The sequence below is a fragment of the Streptomyces sp. A2-16 genome (assembly GCF_018128905.1).
In the GTDB taxonomy this organism is placed as follows: domain Bacteria; phylum Actinomycetota; class Actinomycetes; order Streptomycetales; family Streptomycetaceae; genus Streptomyces.
Map to the genome: position 1 here is coordinate 8,088,617 of NZ_CP063808.1, position 18,723 is coordinate 8,107,339.

12 protein-coding genes and 1 pseudogene are annotated in these 18,723 nt (G+C 71.7%); 5 read left to right on the plus strand and 8 right to left on the minus strand.

The window, feature by feature from the left end; genetic code table 11:
• Positions 1 to 47: 47 nt before the first annotated feature.
• Positions 48 to 333 (plus strand): annotated as a pseudogene (locus IOD14_RS44605) (NADP oxidoreductase); the annotation flags it as partial.
• 205 nt (positions 334 to 538) lie between these two features.
• Here IOD14_RS44605 and ppdK read toward each other — a convergent pair.
• Together ppdK and IOD14_RS36355 are read right to left on the minus strand one after the other, a co-directional pair.
• Positions 539 to 3,259, minus strand: coding sequence for a pyruvate, phosphate dikinase (gene ppdK, locus IOD14_RS36350; protein ID WP_212672524.1), 2,721 nt, complete (start codon positions 3,257 to 3,259; stop codon positions 539 to 541).
• A 406-nt stretch (positions 3,260 to 3,665) separates the two neighbouring features.
• The gene (locus IOD14_RS36355) at positions 3,666 to 4,868 is read right to left on the minus strand and encodes an ROK family protein (RefSeq protein ID WP_212672525.1); all 1,203 of its coding nucleotides are present in this window, start codon (positions 4,866 to 4,868) and stop codon (positions 3,666 to 3,668) included.
• A 120-nt stretch (positions 4,869 to 4,988) separates the two neighbouring features.
• Between IOD14_RS36355 and IOD14_RS36360 the strand changes: the two genes are divergently transcribed.
• The 3 genes from IOD14_RS36360 to IOD14_RS36370 all read left to right on the plus strand — a co-directional run bounded on the left by IOD14_RS36360 (position 4,989) and on the right by IOD14_RS36370 (position 10,288).
• The gene (locus IOD14_RS36360; RefSeq protein ID WP_123989020.1) at positions 4,989 to 6,461 is read left to right on the plus strand and encodes a hypothetical protein; all 1,473 of its coding nucleotides are present in this window, start codon (positions 4,989 to 4,991) and stop codon (positions 6,459 to 6,461) included.
• A complete protein-coding gene (locus IOD14_RS36365) occupies positions 6,458 to 8,398 on the plus strand; it encodes a glycogen debranching N-terminal domain-containing protein (protein ID WP_123989021.1) in 1,941 nt (646 codons plus the stop codon). Before IOD14_RS36360 ends, IOD14_RS36365 begins: the two co-directional genes overlap by 4 nt.
• Positions 8,399 to 8,548: 150 nt before the next feature.
• Positions 8,549 to 10,288, plus strand: coding sequence for a CDP-alcohol phosphatidyltransferase (locus IOD14_RS36370; protein ID WP_174269120.1), 1,740 nt, complete (start codon positions 8,549 to 8,551; stop codon positions 10,286 to 10,288).
• Positions 10,289 to 10,857: 569 nt separating this feature from the next.
• On the opposite strand, the gene dusB is transcribed toward IOD14_RS36370, so the two are convergent.
• On the minus strand, positions 10,858 to 12,009 hold the full coding sequence (dusB, locus tag IOD14_RS36375) for a tRNA dihydrouridine synthase DusB (RefSeq protein WP_212672526.1): 1,152 nt from the start codon (positions 12,007 to 12,009) through the stop codon (positions 10,858 to 10,860).
• Positions 12,010 to 12,105: 96 nt separating this feature from the next.
• Here dusB and IOD14_RS36380 point away from each other — a divergent pair, with 96 nt between their 5' ends.
• Complete coding sequence (locus tag IOD14_RS36380; RefSeq protein ID WP_123989023.1) at positions 12,106 to 13,551, plus strand: MFS transporter; 1,446 nt, start codon at positions 12,106 to 12,108, stop codon at positions 13,549 to 13,551.
• A 112-nt stretch (positions 13,552 to 13,663) separates the two neighbouring features.
• Here IOD14_RS36380 and IOD14_RS36385 read toward each other — a convergent pair whose 3' ends face one another.
• Genes IOD14_RS36385 through hemA form a run of 5 tightly spaced genes read right to left on the minus strand, consistent with a single transcriptional unit; the run spans position 13,664 to position 18,557 of the window.
• Positions 13,664 to 14,527 carry a LysR family transcriptional regulator gene (locus tag IOD14_RS36385; RefSeq protein WP_123989024.1) on the minus strand — a complete coding sequence of 288 codons (864 nt, stop codon included), beginning with the start codon at positions 14,525 to 14,527 and terminating at the stop codon, positions 13,664 to 13,666.
• Between the two features lie 13 nt (positions 14,528 to 14,540).
• Complete coding sequence (locus tag IOD14_RS36390; protein ID WP_249126155.1) at positions 14,541 to 15,773, minus strand: MFS transporter; 1,233 nt, start codon at positions 15,771 to 15,773, stop codon at positions 14,541 to 14,543.
• Positions 15,770 to 16,825 carry a Gfo/Idh/MocA family oxidoreductase gene (locus IOD14_RS36395; RefSeq protein WP_212672527.1) on the minus strand — a complete coding sequence of 352 codons (1,056 nt, stop codon included), beginning with the start codon at positions 16,823 to 16,825 and terminating at the stop codon, positions 15,770 to 15,772. Before IOD14_RS36395 ends, IOD14_RS36390 begins: the two co-directional genes overlap by 4 nt.
• Positions 16,822 to 17,331, minus strand: coding sequence for a GNAT family N-acetyltransferase (locus tag IOD14_RS36400; protein WP_212672528.1), 510 nt, complete (start codon positions 17,329 to 17,331; stop codon positions 16,822 to 16,824). Before IOD14_RS36400 ends, IOD14_RS36395 begins: the two co-directional genes overlap by 4 nt.
• Positions 17,328 to 18,557, minus strand: coding sequence for a 5-aminolevulinate synthase (hemA, locus tag IOD14_RS36405; RefSeq protein ID WP_123989027.1), 1,230 nt, complete (start codon positions 18,555 to 18,557; stop codon positions 17,328 to 17,330). Before hemA ends, IOD14_RS36400 begins: the two co-directional genes overlap by 4 nt.
• Positions 18,558 to 18,723: the final 166 nt, after the last annotated feature.

Here is an 18,723-nt window from a genome sequence, read left to right on the forward strand (position 1 = left end):
ACGGGATGCCGGGCGATCTCACGCACCACCGGCCGCCCGGCCCTTCAGCTCTCCCCGACACCCGGGTCGTCAAGACGCTCAACACGATGCTCCACCCGGTGATGACCGCGCTCGCCGCGCTCGCGCAGCCACCGACCGCCTTCCTCTCCGGCGAGGACGCGGAGGCCAAGCAGGTCGTACGCGGGCTGCTCGCCGACCTCGGCCGGCAACAGGAGTGGATCACGGACCTCGGCGGGATCGAGACCGCGGGCGACCGAGGCCGCGATCCTGTTCGTGCCGCACGTGATCCGCTCCAGCGGGTTCGCGCCCTTCGCCGTCCCGATCACCCGCTGAGAGCCCGCCGCGCACTTCCCGAGGAAGCCCTCTCGAAAGAGCGACACCCCCGGCACCCCCGGCACCCCCGGCACCCCCGCACATGCTGGAGAGGGCGACACCCCCGCACAAGGGTGCCGCCCTCTCTTCGCGGTCCGGAGCCGTCGCCCATCGGATGAGGGTCGGGGACGGGCGACGGCTCCGGGGCTGCAGGGGCCGTGGAGGCCTACCGGTGGTCGCTCCCGTTCGCCGTGATCGCCGCGCGCCCCGCCTCCAGGCGGGCGACCGGGATACGGAACGGCGAGCAGGAGACGTAGTCCAGACCCACCTCGTGGAAGAAGTGGACCGACTCCGGGTCACCGCCGTGCTCGCCGCAGACGCCGAGCTTGAGGTCGGGGCGGGTCTTACGGCCCGCCTCCGCGGCCAGCTTCACGAGGGAGCCGACACCGTCCTTGTCGATCGTCTCGAACGGCGACACTCCGAAGATGCCCTTCTCCAGGTACGCCGTGAAGAACGAGGCCTCCACGTCGTCCCGGCTGAAGCCCCACACCGTCTGGGTGAGGTCGTTGGTGCCGAAGGAGAAGAACTCCGCCGCCTCCGCGATCTGACCGGCGGTCAGCGCGGCACGCGGGAGCTCGATCATCGTGCCGATCGCCAGCTTCAGCTCCACGCCCGTCGCCGCCTCGACCTCCGCGACGACCTGGTCGGCCTCCTCGCGGACGATCTCCAGCTCCTGGACGGTGCCGACGAGCGGGATCATGATCTCCGCGCGCGGGTCGCCCTTGGCGTTCTTGCGTTCGGCCGCCGCCTCGGCGATCGCGCGGACCTGCATGGTGAACAGGCCGGGGATGACCAGGCCCAGACGCACGCCGCGCAGGCCCAGCATCGGGTTCTGCTCGTGCAGCCGGTGCACGGCCTGCAGCAGCCGGAGTTCGTTCTCGTGCGGCTCCTGGCGGGACTCCGCCAGCGCCACGCGGACCGACAGCTCGGTGATGTCGGGGAGGAACTCGTGCAGCGGCGGGTCCAGCAGCCGTACCGTCACCGGCAGCCCGTCCATCGCCGAGAACAGCTCCACGAAGTCCTGCTTCTGCAGCGGGAGCAGCGCCTTCAGCGACTCCTCGCGCTCCGCCTCCGTGTCGGCCAGGATGAGGCGCTCGACCAGCTCACGGCGATCGCCGAGGAACATGTGCTCGGTACGGCACAGACCGATGCCCTGCGCCCCGAAGCGGCGGGCGCGCAGCGCGTCCTCGGCGTTGTCCGCGTTGGCACGCACCCGCAGGCGGCGCTTGCGGTCGGCGAACGCCATGATCCGGTGCACGGCCTCGACCAGCTCGTCGGCGTCGTTGGCGCCCGCGTGCATCCGGCCCTCGAAGTACTCCACGACCGGCGACGGCACGACCGGCACCTCACCGAGGTACACCTTGCCGCTGGAGCCGTCGATGGAGATGAGGTCGCCCTCCTCCACCACATGCCCGCCCGGCACGGTCATCCGGCGCCGCTTGGTGTCGACCTCCAGCTCCTCCGCGCCGCAGACACAGGTCTTGCCCATGCCGCGCGCGACGACGGCCGCGTGGGAGGTCTTGCCGCCGCGCGAGGTCAGGATGCCCTCGGCCGCGATCATGCCGTCGAGGTCGTCGGGGTTGGTCTCCCGGCGGACCAGGATGACCTTCTCGCCCGAACGCGACCACTTCACCGCGGTGTACGAGTCGAAGACCGCCTTGCCGACGGCCGCGCCCGGCGAGGCCGCGATGCCCCGGCCGACCTGCGCGACCTTGGTGTTCTCGTCGAAGCGCGGGAACATCAGCTGGGCCAGCTGGGCGCCGGTGACACGCTGGAGCGCCTCGGCCTCGTCGATGAGCCCCTGGTCCACGAGCTGTGTGGCGATCCGGAAGGCCGCACCCGCCGTGCGCTTGCCGACCCGGGTCTGGAGCATCCACAGCTGACCGCGCTCGATCGTGAACTCGATGTCGCAGAGGTCCTTGTAGTGGTTCTCCAGCGTCTCCATGATCTGCATCAGCTGGTCGTACGACTTCTTGTCGATCTGCTCCAGCTCCGCGAGCGGGACGGTGTTGCGGATGCCCGCGACGACGTCCTCGCCCTGGGCGTTCTGGAGGTAGTCGCCGTAGACGCCCTGGTGGCCGGAGGCGGGGTCACGGGTGAAGGCGACGCCGGTGCCGGAGTCGGGGCCGAGGTTGCCGAAGACCATCGAGCAGACGTTGACCGCGGTGCCGAGGTCGCCGGGGATGCGCTCCTGGCGGCGGTAGAGCTTGGCGCGGTCGGTGTTCCAGGAGTCGAAGACCGCGTGGATGGCGAGGTCCATCTGCTCGCGCGGGTCCTGCGGGAAGTCCCGGCCCGCCTCCTTCTTGACGATCTTCTTGAAGGCGGTGACGAGCTTCTTGAGGTCGGCGGCCTCCAGGTCGGTGTCGACCGTGACCTTCTTGACCTCCTTGGCCCTCTCGAGGGCCTCCTCGAAGAGGTCGCCGTCGACGCCGAGGACGGTCTTGCCGAACATCTGGATGAGGCGTCGGTAGGAGTCCCAGGCGAAACGGTCGTCGCCGGCCTGCTTGGCGAGACCCTGGACCGACTTGTCGGAGAGACCGATGTTCAGGACCGTGTCCATCATTCCGGGCATGGAGAACTTCGCGCCGGAGCGGACCGAGACGAGCAGCGGGTCGTCGGCCTGGCCGAGCTTCTTGCCCATGCGGGCCTCCAGCGCGTCGAGGTGCGCACTCACCTCGTCACGCAGTGCCGCCGGCTCCTCGCCGCTGTCGAGGTAGACCTTGCAGGCTTCGGTCGTGATGGTGAAGCCGGGGGGAACGGGGAGTCCCAGGTTGGTCATCTCGGCGAGGTTCGCGCCCTTGCCACCCAGGAGGTCCTTGAGGTCCTTGTTTCCCTCGGTGAAGTCGTAGACGAACTTCGCTACGTGGGGTTCTTTGTTTTCCGACACGGGTCTCGACTCCCTCGAGGACGCGGTGGCTGCCCTGACGGCGAGGAACATACCCAGATCGAAGGCTTCTGGGTACGTCTACTCGGGCGTCATACGCCCGTAACCAGTCGTCCGCCAGCGGATCGAAAGTCAAAGCTTGGCAAGCGACAGGGCCCTGATGTTTTCACTTCTTGAACGCAGCACTCCCCAGAGACCGCCAGAATCGCTCATCTGAGCGGCATGAGGCACGCCTGATTTCGGTCGATGAACGATCAAGGGGTGGCACTGAGTGCCACCCCTTGGAGAAGTGCAGTCGCCCAAGATCCGCTCATTCGAGCGCGACCCCTATCAGGCGTGGCGAGAATCACGCTGCCACAGCGGCCCGGATTTCACCATGCGGACGCGCCTCGGGACGGAAACACGGACGTCATACGCCCATCGCCAGCAACCGCTCCTCGACCCGCTCGGGTGCGTACAGATGCTCCACCACCAGCGCACCCGCCCCGACCAGCCCGGCCCGCTCCCCCAGCCGTGACGTCACGACCTCGAGGCGGGCGGTGGAGCGTGGCAGCGCCCGCTGGTACAGCAGCTCCCGGACACCCGTGAGGAAGGGGGTTCCGGCCAAATCTCCCGCGATCATCAGGACCCCGGGGTTGAGCAGGGTCACGACGGTCGCCAGGACGTCCCCGACCTGCCGCCCCGCCTCGCGCGCGAGCGCCGCCGCCTCCGGGTGCCCGGACGCCAGCAGGTCCCGCACATCCGAGCCCGAGGCCGCCGGCACCCCGGCCGCCGCCAGCCGTCGGGCCACGGCGCCGCCGCTCGCGACGGCGGCGAGACAGCCGTAGGAACCGCACCGGCACAGCGCCTCGGCGCCGGCCGGCACCCGGATGTGGCCCAGGTCGCCCGCGCCGCCGTCGACGCCCCGGTAGATCGAGCCGTCGACCACGACTCCGGCGCCGATGCCGGTCGAGACCTTGACCAGGACGAAGGCCGAGCAGTCGGGGCGGGCGGTGCGCTGTTCGCCGTACGCCATGAGGTTGGCGTCGTTGTCGACGAGCACGGGGACCGGGCCCGCCCCGGTGTGCTCGATGAAGGACCGGGCGAGGCGGCCTCGTATGTCGTAGCCGTCCCAGCCGGGCATGATCGGCGGCTGCACGACCCGGCCGCTGTCCATGTCGACCGGGCCCGGGACGGCGAGCCCGATGCCGCAGACCTCTTCCGGCCGTTGTCCCGCCTTCTCCAGCAGTTCGGCGAACCAGCGGCCCAGCTCGCCGAGCACGGCGTCCGGGCCGTCCTCGATCACCAGGGTGCCGCTGTGCTCGGCGAGGATCTCGCCGGTCAGGGAGAGCACGCACGCACGCGCGTGGCGGGTCTCCAGATCGGCGGCCAGGACGACGGCGTGGGCGTCGTCGAACTCCAGGGTGATGGAGGGGCGGCCGCCCAGCGGGGAGTCGACGGGGCCTCCGGCGCCCTCGCGGAGCCAGCCCGCGCGGAAGAGGCGGTCGAGGCGCTGGCCGACGGTCGCCCGGGACAGTCCGGTGGCCTGCTGGAGCGCTCCGCGCGTGACGGCTCGCCCGCTGCGGACCAGTTCGAGCAGATCTCCGGCGCCGGTCTGACTCCGTCCAGCCATGCGCACCCCCTTGTGTTTCTCAACTCTGCATTACATATTGGGTTTTGCGTGTTAAATAGACGTAACCCTACGGTAGCCCTGACCGAACCGGTCAGCCATACGTCTTTCGGGGAGCCCCGAGTGGATCGCACTGCCCAGCTCATCACCCCTTCCGCGGAGCGTTCGATCGCATACGATCCGCCGGGTTCGTCACATCCCCTGCAGGTCGGGGCGGCGAGGGTGCTGGAGGGCAACTGGACCGGCACCTCCACGGTCCCCTCGCACAGCCTGTACCCGCACCAGTGGTCCTGGGACTCCGCGTTCATCGCGATCGGCCTGCGCCACCTCTCCCCGCTGCGCGCGCAGACCGAGCTGGAGACCCTGCTGGCGGCCCAGTGGGACGACGGGCGCGTTCCGCACATCGTGTTCAACCCCTCCGTGCCCCTCGACGCGTACTTCCCGAGCCCCGACTTCTGGCGGTCCTCCACCGCGGGACGCGCCGCGGGCGCCCCGCGCACCGTACAGACGTCCGGCATCGTGCAGCCACCGGTCCACGCGCTGGCCGCGTGGCTGGTCCACCGCGCCGACCCCGGCCTGTCGCGGGCGCGCGGCTTCCTCGCCACGGTGTACCCGCGCCTGGCCGCCTGGCACCGCTATCTCCTGCACAGCCGGGACCTGGGCGGCGGCGGGCTCGCGTCCGTCGTGCACCCCTGGGAACAGGGTATGGACAACAGCCCCGCCTGGGACGTCCCGCTCTCCCGCGTCACCCCGGCGCCGGCCCGCTCCTTCCGCCGCGCCGACCTCGACCACGGAGCCGCCGAGGACCGGCCGACGGATCTGGACTACGGGCGGTACGTGCGCCTGGCGACGGACTACCGGGACGCCGGGTACAGGGACGGGGTGGGCGGGGGCCATGGTGTCGGGGTGGGCGGGGGCCGTGGTGTCGGCACCGGCGGGTTCGCCGTCGAGGACCCCGCCTTCAACGCGCTGCTCATCGCCTCCGAGCACGCCCTCGCCCGGATCGCCGCCGAGCTGGGCGCCCCCGGCACGGCCCGCCACGCCCGCGCGGAACGCCTGACGGCAGCGCTGGTGGAGCGACTGTGGGACCCGGCGAGCGGGATGTTCCTCTGCCGGGACCTGCGCGGGCCCGCCCCGGAGCGGCACGGCACGCTGATCCCCGAGCGCGGGGTCTCCGGTCTGATCCCGCTCCTGCTCCCCGGACTCCCGCGGGACATCGTCACGACGCTCGTGCGGACCGCCCGCGGCCCCCACTTCGGCCTCGGCACCACCACCGTCCTGCCGCCCAGCCACGATCTCCTCGGCGAGGCCTTCGACCCGCACCGCTACTGGCGCGGCCCGGCCTGGTTCAACACCGCGTGGCTGCTGGAGCGAGGACTGCGCACCCAGGGGGAGCTCCACCAGGCCGACGCCCTGCGGGAGTCGGTCCTCCGACTCGCCGAGTCGACGGACTTCGCGGAGTACGTCGACCCGTACACCGGTGCGGCCTGCGGGGCGACCGGCTTCAGCTGGACCGCCGCGCTCGCGCTCGACCTGCTGCACAGCGGCAGCACAGTCACGGCGGACATGGGACTCAAGGGAGGGAACCGGCGATGACGGACCGGCATCATCTGCTCGTGCACGGCGGGACGTTCGCTGCCGTGGGTGACGGCGGGGACATCAGCGGCGTCCGGGGCGGCGGCAGCTCCCCGGACGGGCTGTTCGTCCGCGACGCCCGGCATCTGAGCCGCTGGCAGCTCACGGTCGACGGCGCGGTACCGGAAGCGCTGTCGCCGGTGGCCGACGGCGACACCGCGCGCTGTGTCCTCGTCCCGCGGGGCGGCCGCCAGGACACCCCCGCCTACACCCTCTTCCGCGAGCAGGCCGTGGGGGACGGCTCGTTCGTCGAGTCCCTGCGGATCACCAGCAACCGCCCGGTTTCGACGACGGTCCGGCTCGCGATCACCGCGGACGCCGACTTCACCGACCAGTTCGAACTGCGCTCCGACTACCGCACCTACCCGAAGACCGGCGCCACCCGCTCCCGCGAAGTCCTCGACGACGGAGTGGAGTTCGGCTACCAGCGCCGCGAATGGCGGTCCCGTACGACGGTGACGGCCGACCCCGCCCCGGACGGCGTCGAGGAGACGGGCACCGGAGCCAGGCGCCTGGTCTGGACGCTCGATCTGGAGCCGCACGGCACGGCCGAGCTGACCCTGCGCGTGATGGCCAGGCCGCACGGTGACACGCGGGCCCTGCGGGTGCCGAGCTCCCCCGCCGCACTGAACCGCCAGCACCTCGCGATGGAGGGCGAGTTCGTGGAGGGCGTCGCCTTCCCGACCGGCTGGCCCGAGCTGGCCGCCGCCTGTGCCCGCGGTCTGGCCGACCTCGCCTCGCTCCAGGTACCGGCGACCGGCCCGGACGGCGAGGAACTGCGCGTCCCTGCCGCCGGAGCCCCGTGGTTCCTCACGCTCCTGGGCCGCGACGCCCTCCTCACCTCGCTCTTCGCCCTTCCCTACCGCCCCCAGCTGGCCGCCGCCACCCTCCCCGCCCTCGCCGCGACCCAGGCGACCGAGACCGGCGCGGCCTCCGTGGCCCAGCCCGGCAAGATCGTGCACGAGGTACGGCACGGGGAGCTCGCGCACTTCGAGCAGGTGCCGTACGGCCGCTACTACGGCTCGGTGGACGCCACCCCGCTGTTCCTCGTCCTGCTCGGCGCGTACGTGGAACACACCGCGGACCTCTCGCTCGCCCGGCGCCTGGAGCCCCATGCCCGCGCGGCGATCGGCTGGATGCTGGACCACGGCGGGCTCACCTCGCGCGGCTACCTCGTCTACCGCGCCGACCAGGGCGGCCTCGCCAACCAGAACTGGAAGGACTCCCCGGGGTCGATCTGCGGCGCCGACGGGACGCGCCCGAGCGGGCCGGTGATGGCGGCGGGCGCCCAGGGCTACGCGTACGACGCGCTGCGCAGGACCGCGTGGGTGGCCCGCACGGTGTGGGAGGACGAGACGTACGCGGCCCTCCTCGAACAGGCCGCGGCGGACCTGCGGGACCGCTTCCAGCGGGACTTCTGGATGCCGGACCGCTCCTTCCCCGCCCTCGCGCTGGACGGGGAGGGCCGTCAGGTCGACGCGCTGGCCTCCGACGCCGGGCATCTGCTGTGGTCGGGGCTGCTCGACAAGGAGTACGGAGAGCTGGTGGGGCGGCGCCTGCTGGAGCCTGACTTCTTCTCCGGGTGGGGGGTCCGGACCCTGGCGGCCGGACAGGCGGCGTACCACCCGCTGTCGTACCACCGGGGATCGGTGTGGCCCCACGACAACGCGCTGATCACGCTGGGGCTGGCCCGGTACGGACTGCACGACGAGGCCCGCTCGGTGGCGCACGGCCTGGTGGACGCGGCGACGGCCACCGGGCACCGGCTGCCGGAGGTGCTGGCGGGGTACGGGCGGGAGTCCCACGGGGAGCCGGTGCCGTATCCGCACGCGTGTGTGCGGGAGTCCCGCTCCGCGGCGGCACCCCTCGCGCTGCTGACGGCGGTCGGGGGCGCCTGACCGGACACCCTCACCGTTGACCAAGCGTTGGGCCGGTGTTTGCCCTGGGGCGTGAACCGTGGCCCGAGGCGGGCCGTACGGGACTGTGGCGGATCCGAGACCCCATATCGGGTCCGCCATCTACCAGGACCCGTACGGAAGGACCCTCGGGTGTCCGAGACCCTTGCAGAGATCACGTCGCCCGAGACCGAGGCGACCGACACGGACAAGCCGTCCCTGCGCACACGTCTCGCCCGCCGGAGGGACGCCCACCCCACCGCCGTACGGAACGCCCGCCGGGCCCTCGACGTCCTCGCCCTCCTGCTCGTCCTCGGCGCCCTGCTGCTGCCGAACAAGATCACCTATCTGCACCCGCGGGAGTTCGCGCGGATTCCGGCCGAGGCGATCCTCGGGGCGGCGGTGGCGCTCGCGCTGCCACGCAGGCCGCGGCTGGTGGTGGCCGTGGCGTCCGGGGTGGGGCTCGGAGTGATGACGATCCTGAACCTGCTGGACATGGGGTTCAACGACTACCTCGGGCGGCCCTTCAACGTCGTCCTCGACTGGGAACTGCTCGACGACGCCCAGTCGTACGTCGCGGACTCGATGGGCGGGGCCGTGGCGGTCGGAGCCGTGGTCGGCGTGGTCGTCCTCGTGCTCCTGCTGCTCTCCCTGATGACATGGGCCATGGTCAGGCTGAGCAGTCTGCTGGTGGTCCTGGACCGGCAGCTCGCCACCCGGGGAACCCTCCTCGCCGCCACCGTCTGGGTCACCTGTTCCGCCCTCGGGCTCCAGGTCTTCGGCACCCCGCTGGCCTCCGAGCACACCGCCGCGCTCGCCACGCTCCAGGCCAAGCGGGTGCTGTACACCGTGCGGGACGAGGCGGAGTTCCAGAAGGTCGCCAAGGTCGACGCCTTCGGCAACACGCCGGGCTCCCAGCTGGTGCCCGATCTGCGCGGCAAGGACATGATCTTCACCTTCATCGAGAGCTACGGCCGCAGCGCCGTCGAGGACCCGGGCATCGCGCCCGGCGTCGACAAGACCCTCGACACCAGCACCGCGGCCCTCGCGAAGGCCGGCTTCCACGCGAAGAGCGGCTGGCTGACCTCGGCGACGTACGGCGGCAGCAGCTGGCTCGGCCACTCGACGACCCTGTCCGGCCTCTGGATCGACAACCAGCAGCGCTACCGCACCGTCATGGCCAGCGACCACCTCAGTCTCACCAAGGCCTTCAAGAAGACCGGCGACTGGGACACGGTCGGGGTGATGCCGGGCGTCCAGAAGGGCTGGCCCGAGCAGAAGTACTACGGCCTCGACAAGGTCTACAACGCCTTCCAGCTCGGCTACAAGGGACCCAAGTTCAGCTGGTCGACGATGCCCGACCAGTACGCCCTGGAGGCCTACCAGCGCCAGGTCCACGGCAAGAAGCGCGACAAGCCGCTGATGTCCGAGATCATCCTGACCTCCAGCCACCAGCCCTGGGCGCCCATCCCGAAGATGGTCGACTGGGACGACCTGGGCGACGGCTCGGTCTTCAAGGCCATCCAGAAGGCCGGCAACAAGGCCTCCGACATCATCGCCGACCCCACCCGCTCCAAGCAGGAGTACGGCAAGTCCATCTCCTACTCGGTGACTTCACTCACCCAGTGGCTGGAGCGCTACGGCAGCGACGACACGGTCCTCGTCTTCCTCGGCGACCACCAGCCGATCGCCCGGGTCAGCGGCGAGAACGCCAGCCGTGACGTACCGATCTCCATCGTCGCCAAGGACCCGAAGGTCCTCGACAAGATCGCGTCCTGGAACTGGACGGACGGCCTCAAGCCGGCCCACAACGCCCCGGTCTGGAAGATGAGCTCCTTCCGAGACCGCTTCCTGACGGCCTACGGCTCGACTCCGCATCCGTCGAAGGGGTGAGGGGGGTGCCGGGTGCCTATGGGGGTGCCGGATCAGGTGGTCGGGCGACTACGGGTCCGTCGTGGCCGGTCGCGCAGTTCCCCGCGGGCAGCTGCGCTGGGCTTGGACCGGGCGCCTAGAGGGGTGCCGGATCAGGTGGTCGGGCGACTACGGGTCCGTCGTGGCCGGTCGCGCAGTTCCCCGCGCCCCTGGGGGGTTGCAGTGACCCTGCGCCCGGACGGGCCGTTCGCCACCACGAGCGCCGCAACGGACCGAAGGCCACGTCGCGCGCCACCACGAGCCGTTCGCCGGACCGCGCGGCACGACGAGCCGTTCGCCGGACGCGCGGCACCACGAGCCGTTCGCCGGACCGTGCGGCACGACGGGCCGCAAGCCGCCGACGGCGCGCAGGGGACGGGGTGGGGGGTGTCCGCCCGCAGCGGCCGGCGTCCGTTACAGGGCCCCTGATCGATGGACAGCTACCGCCGGACCGAGGACGGATACCCCCCACCCCGGCCCCGACCCACCCACCGAACCGCACGCGCTGCACAAGCCCCCACCCCACCCGCGCAGGCCGCCGCAGGCATCCGTCATCCCCCCGACGTGTCCAGCTCCGCATCCTCCCCGACCCCCGCACAGTCGTACGGATCCTTCAGCCACCCATCCGGCAGCACCACCCGGTTGTTGCCCGACGTACGGCCACGCGGCCCGTCCGCGCCCACCGGCCACGCCTGTTCCAGGTCCAGCTCGTCCAGCCCGGCCCGCAGCTCCGCCAACGACGACGTGATCGCGAGCCGCTTGCGCATCTCGCTGCCGACCGCGAAACCCTTCAGGTACCAGGCGACATGCTTGCGGAAGTCGATGACCCCACGGGCCTCGTCCCCGATCCACTCCCCGAGCAGCGTCGCGTGCCGGACCATGACGTCGGCCACCTCACGCAGATCCGGCCGACGGAACTCCGCGCGCCCCTCGAACGCCGCCACCAGGTCCGAGAACAGCCACGGCCGCCCCAGGCACCCCCGCCCCACGACCACCCCGTCGCACCCCGTGGACTCCACCATCCGCAACGCGTCCGACGCCGACCAGATGTCCCCGTTGCCGAGCACGGGAATCTCCGGCACATGCTCCTTCAGCCGGGCGATCGCGTCCCAGTCCGCCGTGCCGCCGTAGTGCTGGGCGGCCGTCCGCCCGTGCAGCGCGATCGCCGTCACGCCCTCCTCGACCGCGATCCGCCCCGCGTCCAGATACGTCAGGTGATCGTCGTCGATCCCCTTGCGCATCTTCATCGTGACCGGCAGGTCCCCCGCCCCGCTGACGGCCTCCCGCAGGATCGCCCGGAGCAGCGGACGCTTGAACGGCAGCGCGGACCCGCCCCCCTTCCGCGTCACCTTCGGCACCGGGCACCCGAAGTTGAGGTCGATGTGGTCGGCGAGATCCTCCTCCGCGATCATGCGGACGGCCTTGCCGACGGTGGCGGGGTCGACGCCGTACAGCTGGATCGAACGGGGCTTCTCGCTCTCGTCGAAGTGGATCAGCTGCATGGTCTTCTCGTTGCGCTCGACCAGCGCCCGTGTGGTGATCATCTCGCTGACGAACAGCCCTTTGCCCCCGCTGAACTCCCGGCACAGCGTGCGGAAGGGCGCGTTGGTGATCCCGGCCATGGGAGCCAGGACGACAGGCGGCTGCACGGCGTGCGGGCCGATCTTCAGGGACGTCTTCTCAGCGGACGCGGTCGTGGGCATTCCCCCATTGTCACGCACGCCCCGCGGTGCCCGTACATCGATCATGTACCAACCATTAGTTAGACGCACTATCGAAGTCGGCGTACGATGAACCGCATGCCCGAGCTCAGCCCTCGCCGACGCATGCTGGTTCTCGCGATCTGCTGTATGAGCCTCCTGATCGTGAGCCTCGACACCACCGCCCTCAACGTCGCCCTGCCCGCCATGCAGCGAGGCCTGGACGCGAGCACGGCGGGCCTGCAGTGGACGATCGACGCGTACACCCTGGTTCTCGCCTCCCTGCTGATGCTGGCCGGCTCCACAGCCGACCGGATCGGCCGCAAGCGGGTCTTCATGGCGGGCCTGATCGTCTTCACGATCGGCTCCGCGCTGTGCTCCGTCGCGCCGAACCTCGACGCGCTGATCGCCTTCCGCATGGTGCAGGCGGTCGGCGGCTCGATGCTGAACCCGGTCGCGATGTCGATCATCACCAACACGTTCACGGACCCGCGCGAGCGGGCGCGGGCGATCGGGGTGTGGGGCGCGGTCGTCGGTATCTCCATGGCCGCGGGTCCGCTGGTCGGCGGTGTGCTCGTGGACTCGGTCGGCTGGCGCTCGATCTTCTGGGTCAACCTGCCGGTGGGGCTCGCGGCGCTGCTGCTCACCCTGCGGTACGTCCCCGAGTCCCGTGCGCCCAAGGCCCGCCGCCCCGACCCGGTCGGACAGCTCCTGGTGATCGCGCTGTTCGGCTCGCTGACGTACGCGATCATCGAGGCGCCGGCCTCGGGGTTCGCCTCGGTGCTGCCGTTCGCCGTCGTGGCCGTCGTCGCCCTCGCGGGGATCCTCTGGTACGAGCCCCGGCGCGACGAGCCCCTCATCGACCTGCGGTTCTTCCGCTCCGCGCCCTTCAGCGGAGCCACGGTGATCGCGATCAGCGCGTTCGCGGGTCTGGGCGGGTTCCTGTTCCTGTCGACGCTGTACCTGCAGAACGTACGGGGGCTGGACGCGCTGCACGCCGGTCTGTGGATGCTGCCGATGGCGGTGCCGATGTTCCTGTGCGCGCCGCTGGCCGGGCGGCTGGTGGGGAGCCGGGGACCGCGGTTGCCGTTGGTGGTCGCGGGGCTCGCCATGACCACGAGCGGGGTGCTCTTCGCGGCCTTCGACGCGGAGACGTCCGACGTGACGCTGCTGCTCGGGTACGTGGTCTTCGGGATCGGGTTCGGGTTCGTCAACGCGCCGATCACGAACACGGCGGTGTCGGGCATGCCCCGGGCCCAGGCCGGGGTCGCGGCGGCCGTCGCCTCCACCAGCCGTCAGCTCGGGCAGACGCTCGGGGTCGCGGTGGTCGGGGCGGTGCTGGCGTCCGGAGTGGGTTCCTCGTCGTACCGGGAGGCGTTCGTGTCCGCCGCGGTACCGGGGTGGTGGATTCTGGCCGGATGCGGTCTCGCGGTGCTGCTTCTCGGCGCCGTGACCAGTGGGCAGTGGGCGCGGCGGACCGCTGAGCGCACGGCCGAGCGGCTGGAGTCGGCCGAGGTGCGCGAAGCGGCGGGGGTCAGCGCGTAGTCGGGCGGACCGGTCGCCCGCGCGGCGGAGCCGCACATCGACGCGACCCCGCTCCCCTCTGGCCGGACGACTCGGCGCGGTCGACTCAACGCTTCACTCCCCGGCGAACAGGTCAGGCGCTCTGCAGCACCGGCCGGGCCGCGTCCCGCAGCGCCTCGGCGAGGTTCTCCGCGTGCGGGTGGGGGTTGGTGCGCGGATAGACGTAGTGGAGGACCGCCGGCGGGGCCCCGGCCAGCGGGAGGTACAGGACGTCGGGGTCGGGGTGCTGGCTCGCGACCGACGCCGGAAGGACGCCCACTCCCCGGCGGGCCGCCACGGCGTGCAGGTACTCGTCCAGGTTGGTGGCCTCGGCGCCGATCTCGGGGCGGGCCCCCGTCGGCCAGTCGTCCGGCGTCAGGGTCCCGCTGACGGTGTTGAGGACCAGGCAGCGGCGGCCCAGATCGCGCCAGCTGACCCGGGACCGGGTGGCAAGGGTCGAGCGGACCGACACCGCAGCCACTCGCTCCTCGCGGGCGATCTCCACGGTGTGCAGACGGGGATCCTCGACCGCTCCCCACAGCAGCGCCGCGTCCACCGCCCCGGTGTGGACGCCGGCCAGCCGCTCGTCCCGGCGCACCGGCTCGACCAGGATGTGGTGCCGGCGTTCGACGAGGTCGATGGCGTCCCGGCCGCGCCTGCGGGGGAAGCCCCAGGTGTAGCCGAGGCTGAGGGGTTCGTCCTGCGGGACGGGACGCAGGGCCGCCTCCAGGCGGGGCAGCAGTACCTGGAGCTCGGTCCGCAGCCGCTCGCCGTCCGGGGTCAGCCGGGGGTGGCGGGTGGTCCGGTCGAGCAGTTGGCAGCCGACGTGCTCCTCCAGCCTGCGGATGGTGCGGCTGAGCGTGGGCTGGGCGATGCCGAGCCGTTCCGCGGCCCAGGTGAAGTGCTGTTCCTCGGCGAGCGTGAGGAAGCAGCGCAGCTGTTGCAGTCCTACGTCCATTGTCCCGACGGTACTACTCACCCGCGGTGACCGATTCCGGTACCGACGCGTTCCGGCCGGGCCCCTCGGCCGCGTCCCGGGAGCGGGGCATGCGGACCAGGACCAGGTGCAGCACCAGCCCGAGGGCCACGAGGGCGCCCGTCCAGTACGGCAGGTCCGCGGGAGCCACTCCGGCAGAGAGGACGACCCCGCCCAGGGCGGAGCCGAGCGCGCTGCCGAGGTAGACGGCCGAGCTGTTGAGGGAGACCGCGACGGGCGCCTGGTCGGGGCGGGCGGCGATGAGCTGGTGCTGCTGGGGCACCTGGAGGGCCCAGCCGGTCGCGCCCCACACCACCAGCGGCACGGCGAGCACCCAGGCGGACCGGGCGGCGAGGGGCAGCAGCAGGTGGGAGAGGCACAGCAGGAGCAGGACGACGGTGACGACGGCGTACGGCCGTCCCGTGCGGTCGACGATCCGGCCGATCAGCAGGCTTCCGGCCACGCCGCCCAGGCCCCAGGCCCACATCGCGCCGAGCGTCCCGTCGATGCCGCCGGCGTCGGCGAGGAAGGGCGCGAGGTAGGTGTACAGGCCGAGGCTGGTGACACCGGCGATGAGGGACACCCCGGCGATCGCGGCGACGGGACGCCGGGCCAGGATGCGGGCCCGCTCGCGCAGGGGCGGCGGCGGGGTGGCTTCCAGGCGGGGCAGGGCGAGCACGACCCCGGCGCTGGCCACGGCGCCGAGGCCGGTGATCAGCCAGAGCGTGCCGCGCCAGCCGACGTGGTCGGCGAGCAGGACGCCCACCGGCACGCCGATGACCGTGCCGATGCTCATCCCGCCCATGACCAGCGCGAGGGCCCGCCCGCGCCGCTCCTCCCCGGCGAGGGAGGCGGCGGTGGCGGCGGCCATGGGCGAGTAGACGCCCGCGCCGACACCCGCGAGGGCCCGGGCGACGAGCAGCACGGCCAGGCTGCCGGCGACGGCGGTCAGCGCGTTGGCCGCGGTGAACAGCAGCAGGGCCGCGGTCAGGATCGTCTTGGCGGGCCGTCCTGCCAGGGCGGTGGCGAACACCGGTGCGGCGAGGGCGTAGCAGAGGGTGAACAGGGTCACCATCTGGCCGGCCGCGGACTCGCTGGTGTGCAGGTCGGCGGCGACCTTGGGCAGCAGTCCGGCCATGACGTAGGCGTCGAGGCCGAGTGCGAAGGCGCCCAGGACCAGGATGTAGAGCCGGTTCATGGGGGTGGTGGCGGTGGCGGGGGTGGTCATCCGAGGCGCTCCCAGTCCACTTCGGTCACCGGGGTGCGGCCCTGCGGGAAGTAGCGGGCCGGGCCGGTGGTGCGGGCGGTGGTTTCGATGTCGTTGAGCAGGCGCTGTGTCGCGACGGACTCGGCGAGGTCGGCGAACGGCACCCTCGGCGGGGTCCCGTCGGCGACGTGGCGTACGACGTCCAGGGCGAGGCGGCGGAGTTTGACGACCGCGCGCTGTGCGTCGGGCACCTGGACGTCCCGGGTGTCGACCTCGCACAGGGTGTGCTCCTGGCCGTCCTCGCGCCGCCACACGCGCAGGTGGTCGGCGTCCCAGACGGGGGTGTCGTAGACGCAACTGGCGTACACCAGGCCCCCGTCGCGGTCCCGGAAGGCGAGGTCGACGGTGCGCTGGCGGACGATGTTGGTGAAGCTGCTGTACACCGTCACCGGTGCCTCGCCGAGCGTGGCGGTCAGAGCGACGCTGTCGAGGACCTCGGGACCGGAGACCGAGAAGTCGGAGGTGACGCCGAGGGCGTCCCGCACCTCCAGGTGCTCGTCGCCTCCCGTGACGTACCGGACCAGGTCGAGGCTGTGGATGACCTCGCTGGTGACGCCGACGGTGGGGCGGTGGTCGTTGATGCGGTCCTTGCCCCACGTCAAGTGGGCGCGTACGAGCCGGAGTTCGTGCTCGTGGACGTAGCTGCGCAGCGCCTCGGTGGCGTCCGAGTAGCGCTCGACGAGGTCCAGGGCGAAGCCGCGGGCACCAGTGACGGCCTTGACGACGGCGTCCAGGTCGTCGTGCGGGGAGGTGAGGGGCTTCTCGGCGAGGACGAAGCCGCGGTAGCCGTGCAGCCGGGTGAGGATGTCCGTGTGGGCGGAGTCGGTGGCGGCCACCACGACGAGGTCGGGGGCGTGCTCGGCGAGTGCGCCCTCCAGGGTCGGGAAGTACGGGATGTCCTCCCGGGTGCGGTTCCGGGCGTGGTAGGCCAGCTCGAAGGACTGGTCCAGGCTGCGGAAGGCGGTCAGGAAGCGGGAGCCGGCGTAGCCCATGCCGACGATCAGGACGTTCACGCGGCGACGCTCCTCGGGGTCAGGGTGCGGAACAGCAACTCCTCGCCGCTGGGGGCGAATCCGAGCCGCTGGTAGAAGCCGGTCGCGTTCTCGGTGGTCTGCAGCAGCACTTCGTCGACGCCCTGTCCGGCGAGCCAGCCGTGCAGGTGTTCGAGGAGCCGGGCGCCGAGCCCGTGGCCCCGGGAGGCGGGGTCGACGACGACGGACTGGAGCCAGCCCGCGCGGCCCGAGGGGCAGGCCGGTGAGGGGGCGCGCCGGTCGACGATCGCGGTCGCGCAGGCGGCGAGGCCGGTGCCGTCGGGCAGCGGGACGACGGCGACCCGGATGCCGTCCGGTGCGGTGAGCTGCTCGGTCAGCCAGGACCGGTAGTCGCGCCGCCAGGCTTCCCGGGCCGACGAACTGCCCGCCTTGTAGGGCAGGTTGGCGTCGGGGGCGTCGAGCAGGTGGGCGCGCAGCCGGATGAGTTCCTCGATGTCCGCGAGGCCGGCGGGACGGACGACGGTCATGCCGCCACCGCCTCGGCCGGGCGCCGCGCGTCGGCGGGGGCGAGGACCTCGGACAGGGCCTCGACGAGGTGGGCGATGTCGTCGTCGGTGTGGTTCGGGGTCACGTTGACGCGGAACCGCTCCGTGCCGACGGGCACGGTCGGGGAGTTGATGGGCTGGAGGTAGATGTCGTACTCGTCCAGCAGCCGTACGGCGGCCCGCTTGCACGCGGTGGCGTCGCCGACCAGGACGGGCAGCACGTGGGTGGTGCTGCACGGCATCACGGTGATCCCGGCCGCGGCGAGCGCGTCGCGCAGCAGGCGGGTCTTGTCGTGCAGGGCCAGCCGTTCCGCCTCGGAGTTCTTCAAGTGCTCCACGCTGGCGTGGCAGGCGGCCACGACGGCGGGCGGCAGCGAGGTGGTGAAGATGAACCCGGAGGCGAAGCTGCGCACCGCGTCCACGAGGGTCGCGGAGCCCGCTATGTAGCCGCCGATCACGCCGATCGCCTTGGCCATGGTGCCCTGCACGATGTCGACGAGGTGGTCGACGCCGAGGTCCGCGGCGATGCCGGAGCCGCGCGGGCCGTACATGCCGATCGCGTGCACCTCGTCCAGGAACGTCAACGCGTTGTGCTCACGAGCGAGTTCGACGATCTCCTCGATCGGGGCGACGTCCCCGTCCATGGAGTAGACCGACTCGAACACCACGATCTTCGCCCGGTCGTGGGGCTGCGCTGCCAGCAACTCCCGCAGGTGGTCTACGTCGTTGTGGCGGAAAACGGCACGCTCGGCGCGGGTGCTGCGGATGCCGTTGATCAGCGAGGCGTGATTCAGCTCGTCCGAGAGGACGATCGGGTCGGGCAGCAGCCTGAGCAGGCACTGGAGGGTGGCGTCGTTGGAGCCGTAACCGGTCGGGAAGACCAGCGCGGCCTCCTTGCCGTGCCATTCGGCGAGCGATGCCTCAAGTGCCCGGTAGTGGGCGTGGGTTCCGCCGATGTTGCGCGAACCGCCCGACCCGGCCCCGTACTCGTCGACCGCCCGGTGCATCGCGTCCAGCACCTCGGGGTGCTGGGACATGCCGAGGTAGTCGTTGCTGCACCAGACGGTCACCTCCCGCCGGGTGCCGTCGGACAGGCGGCGCAGGGCCGTCGGATAGGCCCCCGCCCGCCGGTCGATGTCCACGAACTCCCGGTACTGTCCGCCCGCTCGCAGGTCACGCAGCTTCGCCGACAGGAACTGCTCGTACACGCTGTTGCTCTCCCGTGTGACTGGACCGCGCTTGTGGCGCGGTCTCGATCAGTCCGGGAAGTACACCGAGCGGACGGGGGCGCGATCCAATACACCAGGTGCATGTTGCATCCATCTGCTGCATGGCAGGAGGTGGGAGCCGTGGGGGAAGGCCTGTTGAGATCTC

Coding starts and splice junctions, on each gene's coding strand:
- IOD14_RS36365 (WP_123989021.1), top strand. CDS start 6,458: ATGACGGACCGGCATCATCTGCTCGTGCACGGCGGGACGTTCGCTGCC.
- IOD14_RS36380 (WP_123989023.1), top strand. CDS start 12,106: ATGCCCGAGCTCAGCCCTCGCCGACGCATGCTGGTTCTCGCGATCTGC.
- IOD14_RS36390 (WP_249126155.1), bottom strand. CDS start 15,773: ATGACCACCCCCGCCACCGCCACCACCCCCATGAACCGGCTCTACATC.
- IOD14_RS36400 (WP_212672528.1), bottom strand. CDS start 17,331: ATGACCGTCGTCCGTCCCGCCGGCCTCGCGGACATCGAGGAACTCATC.
- dusB (WP_212672526.1), bottom strand. CDS start 12,009: ATGCCCACGACCGCGTCCGCTGAGAAGACGTCCCTGAAGATCGGCCCG.
- IOD14_RS36385 (WP_123989024.1), bottom strand. CDS start 14,527: ATGGACGTAGGACTGCAACAGCTGCGCTGCTTCCTCACGCTCGCCGAG.
- IOD14_RS36355 (WP_212672525.1), bottom strand. CDS start 4,868: ATGGCTGGACGGAGTCAGACCGGCGCCGGAGATCTGCTCGAACTGGTC.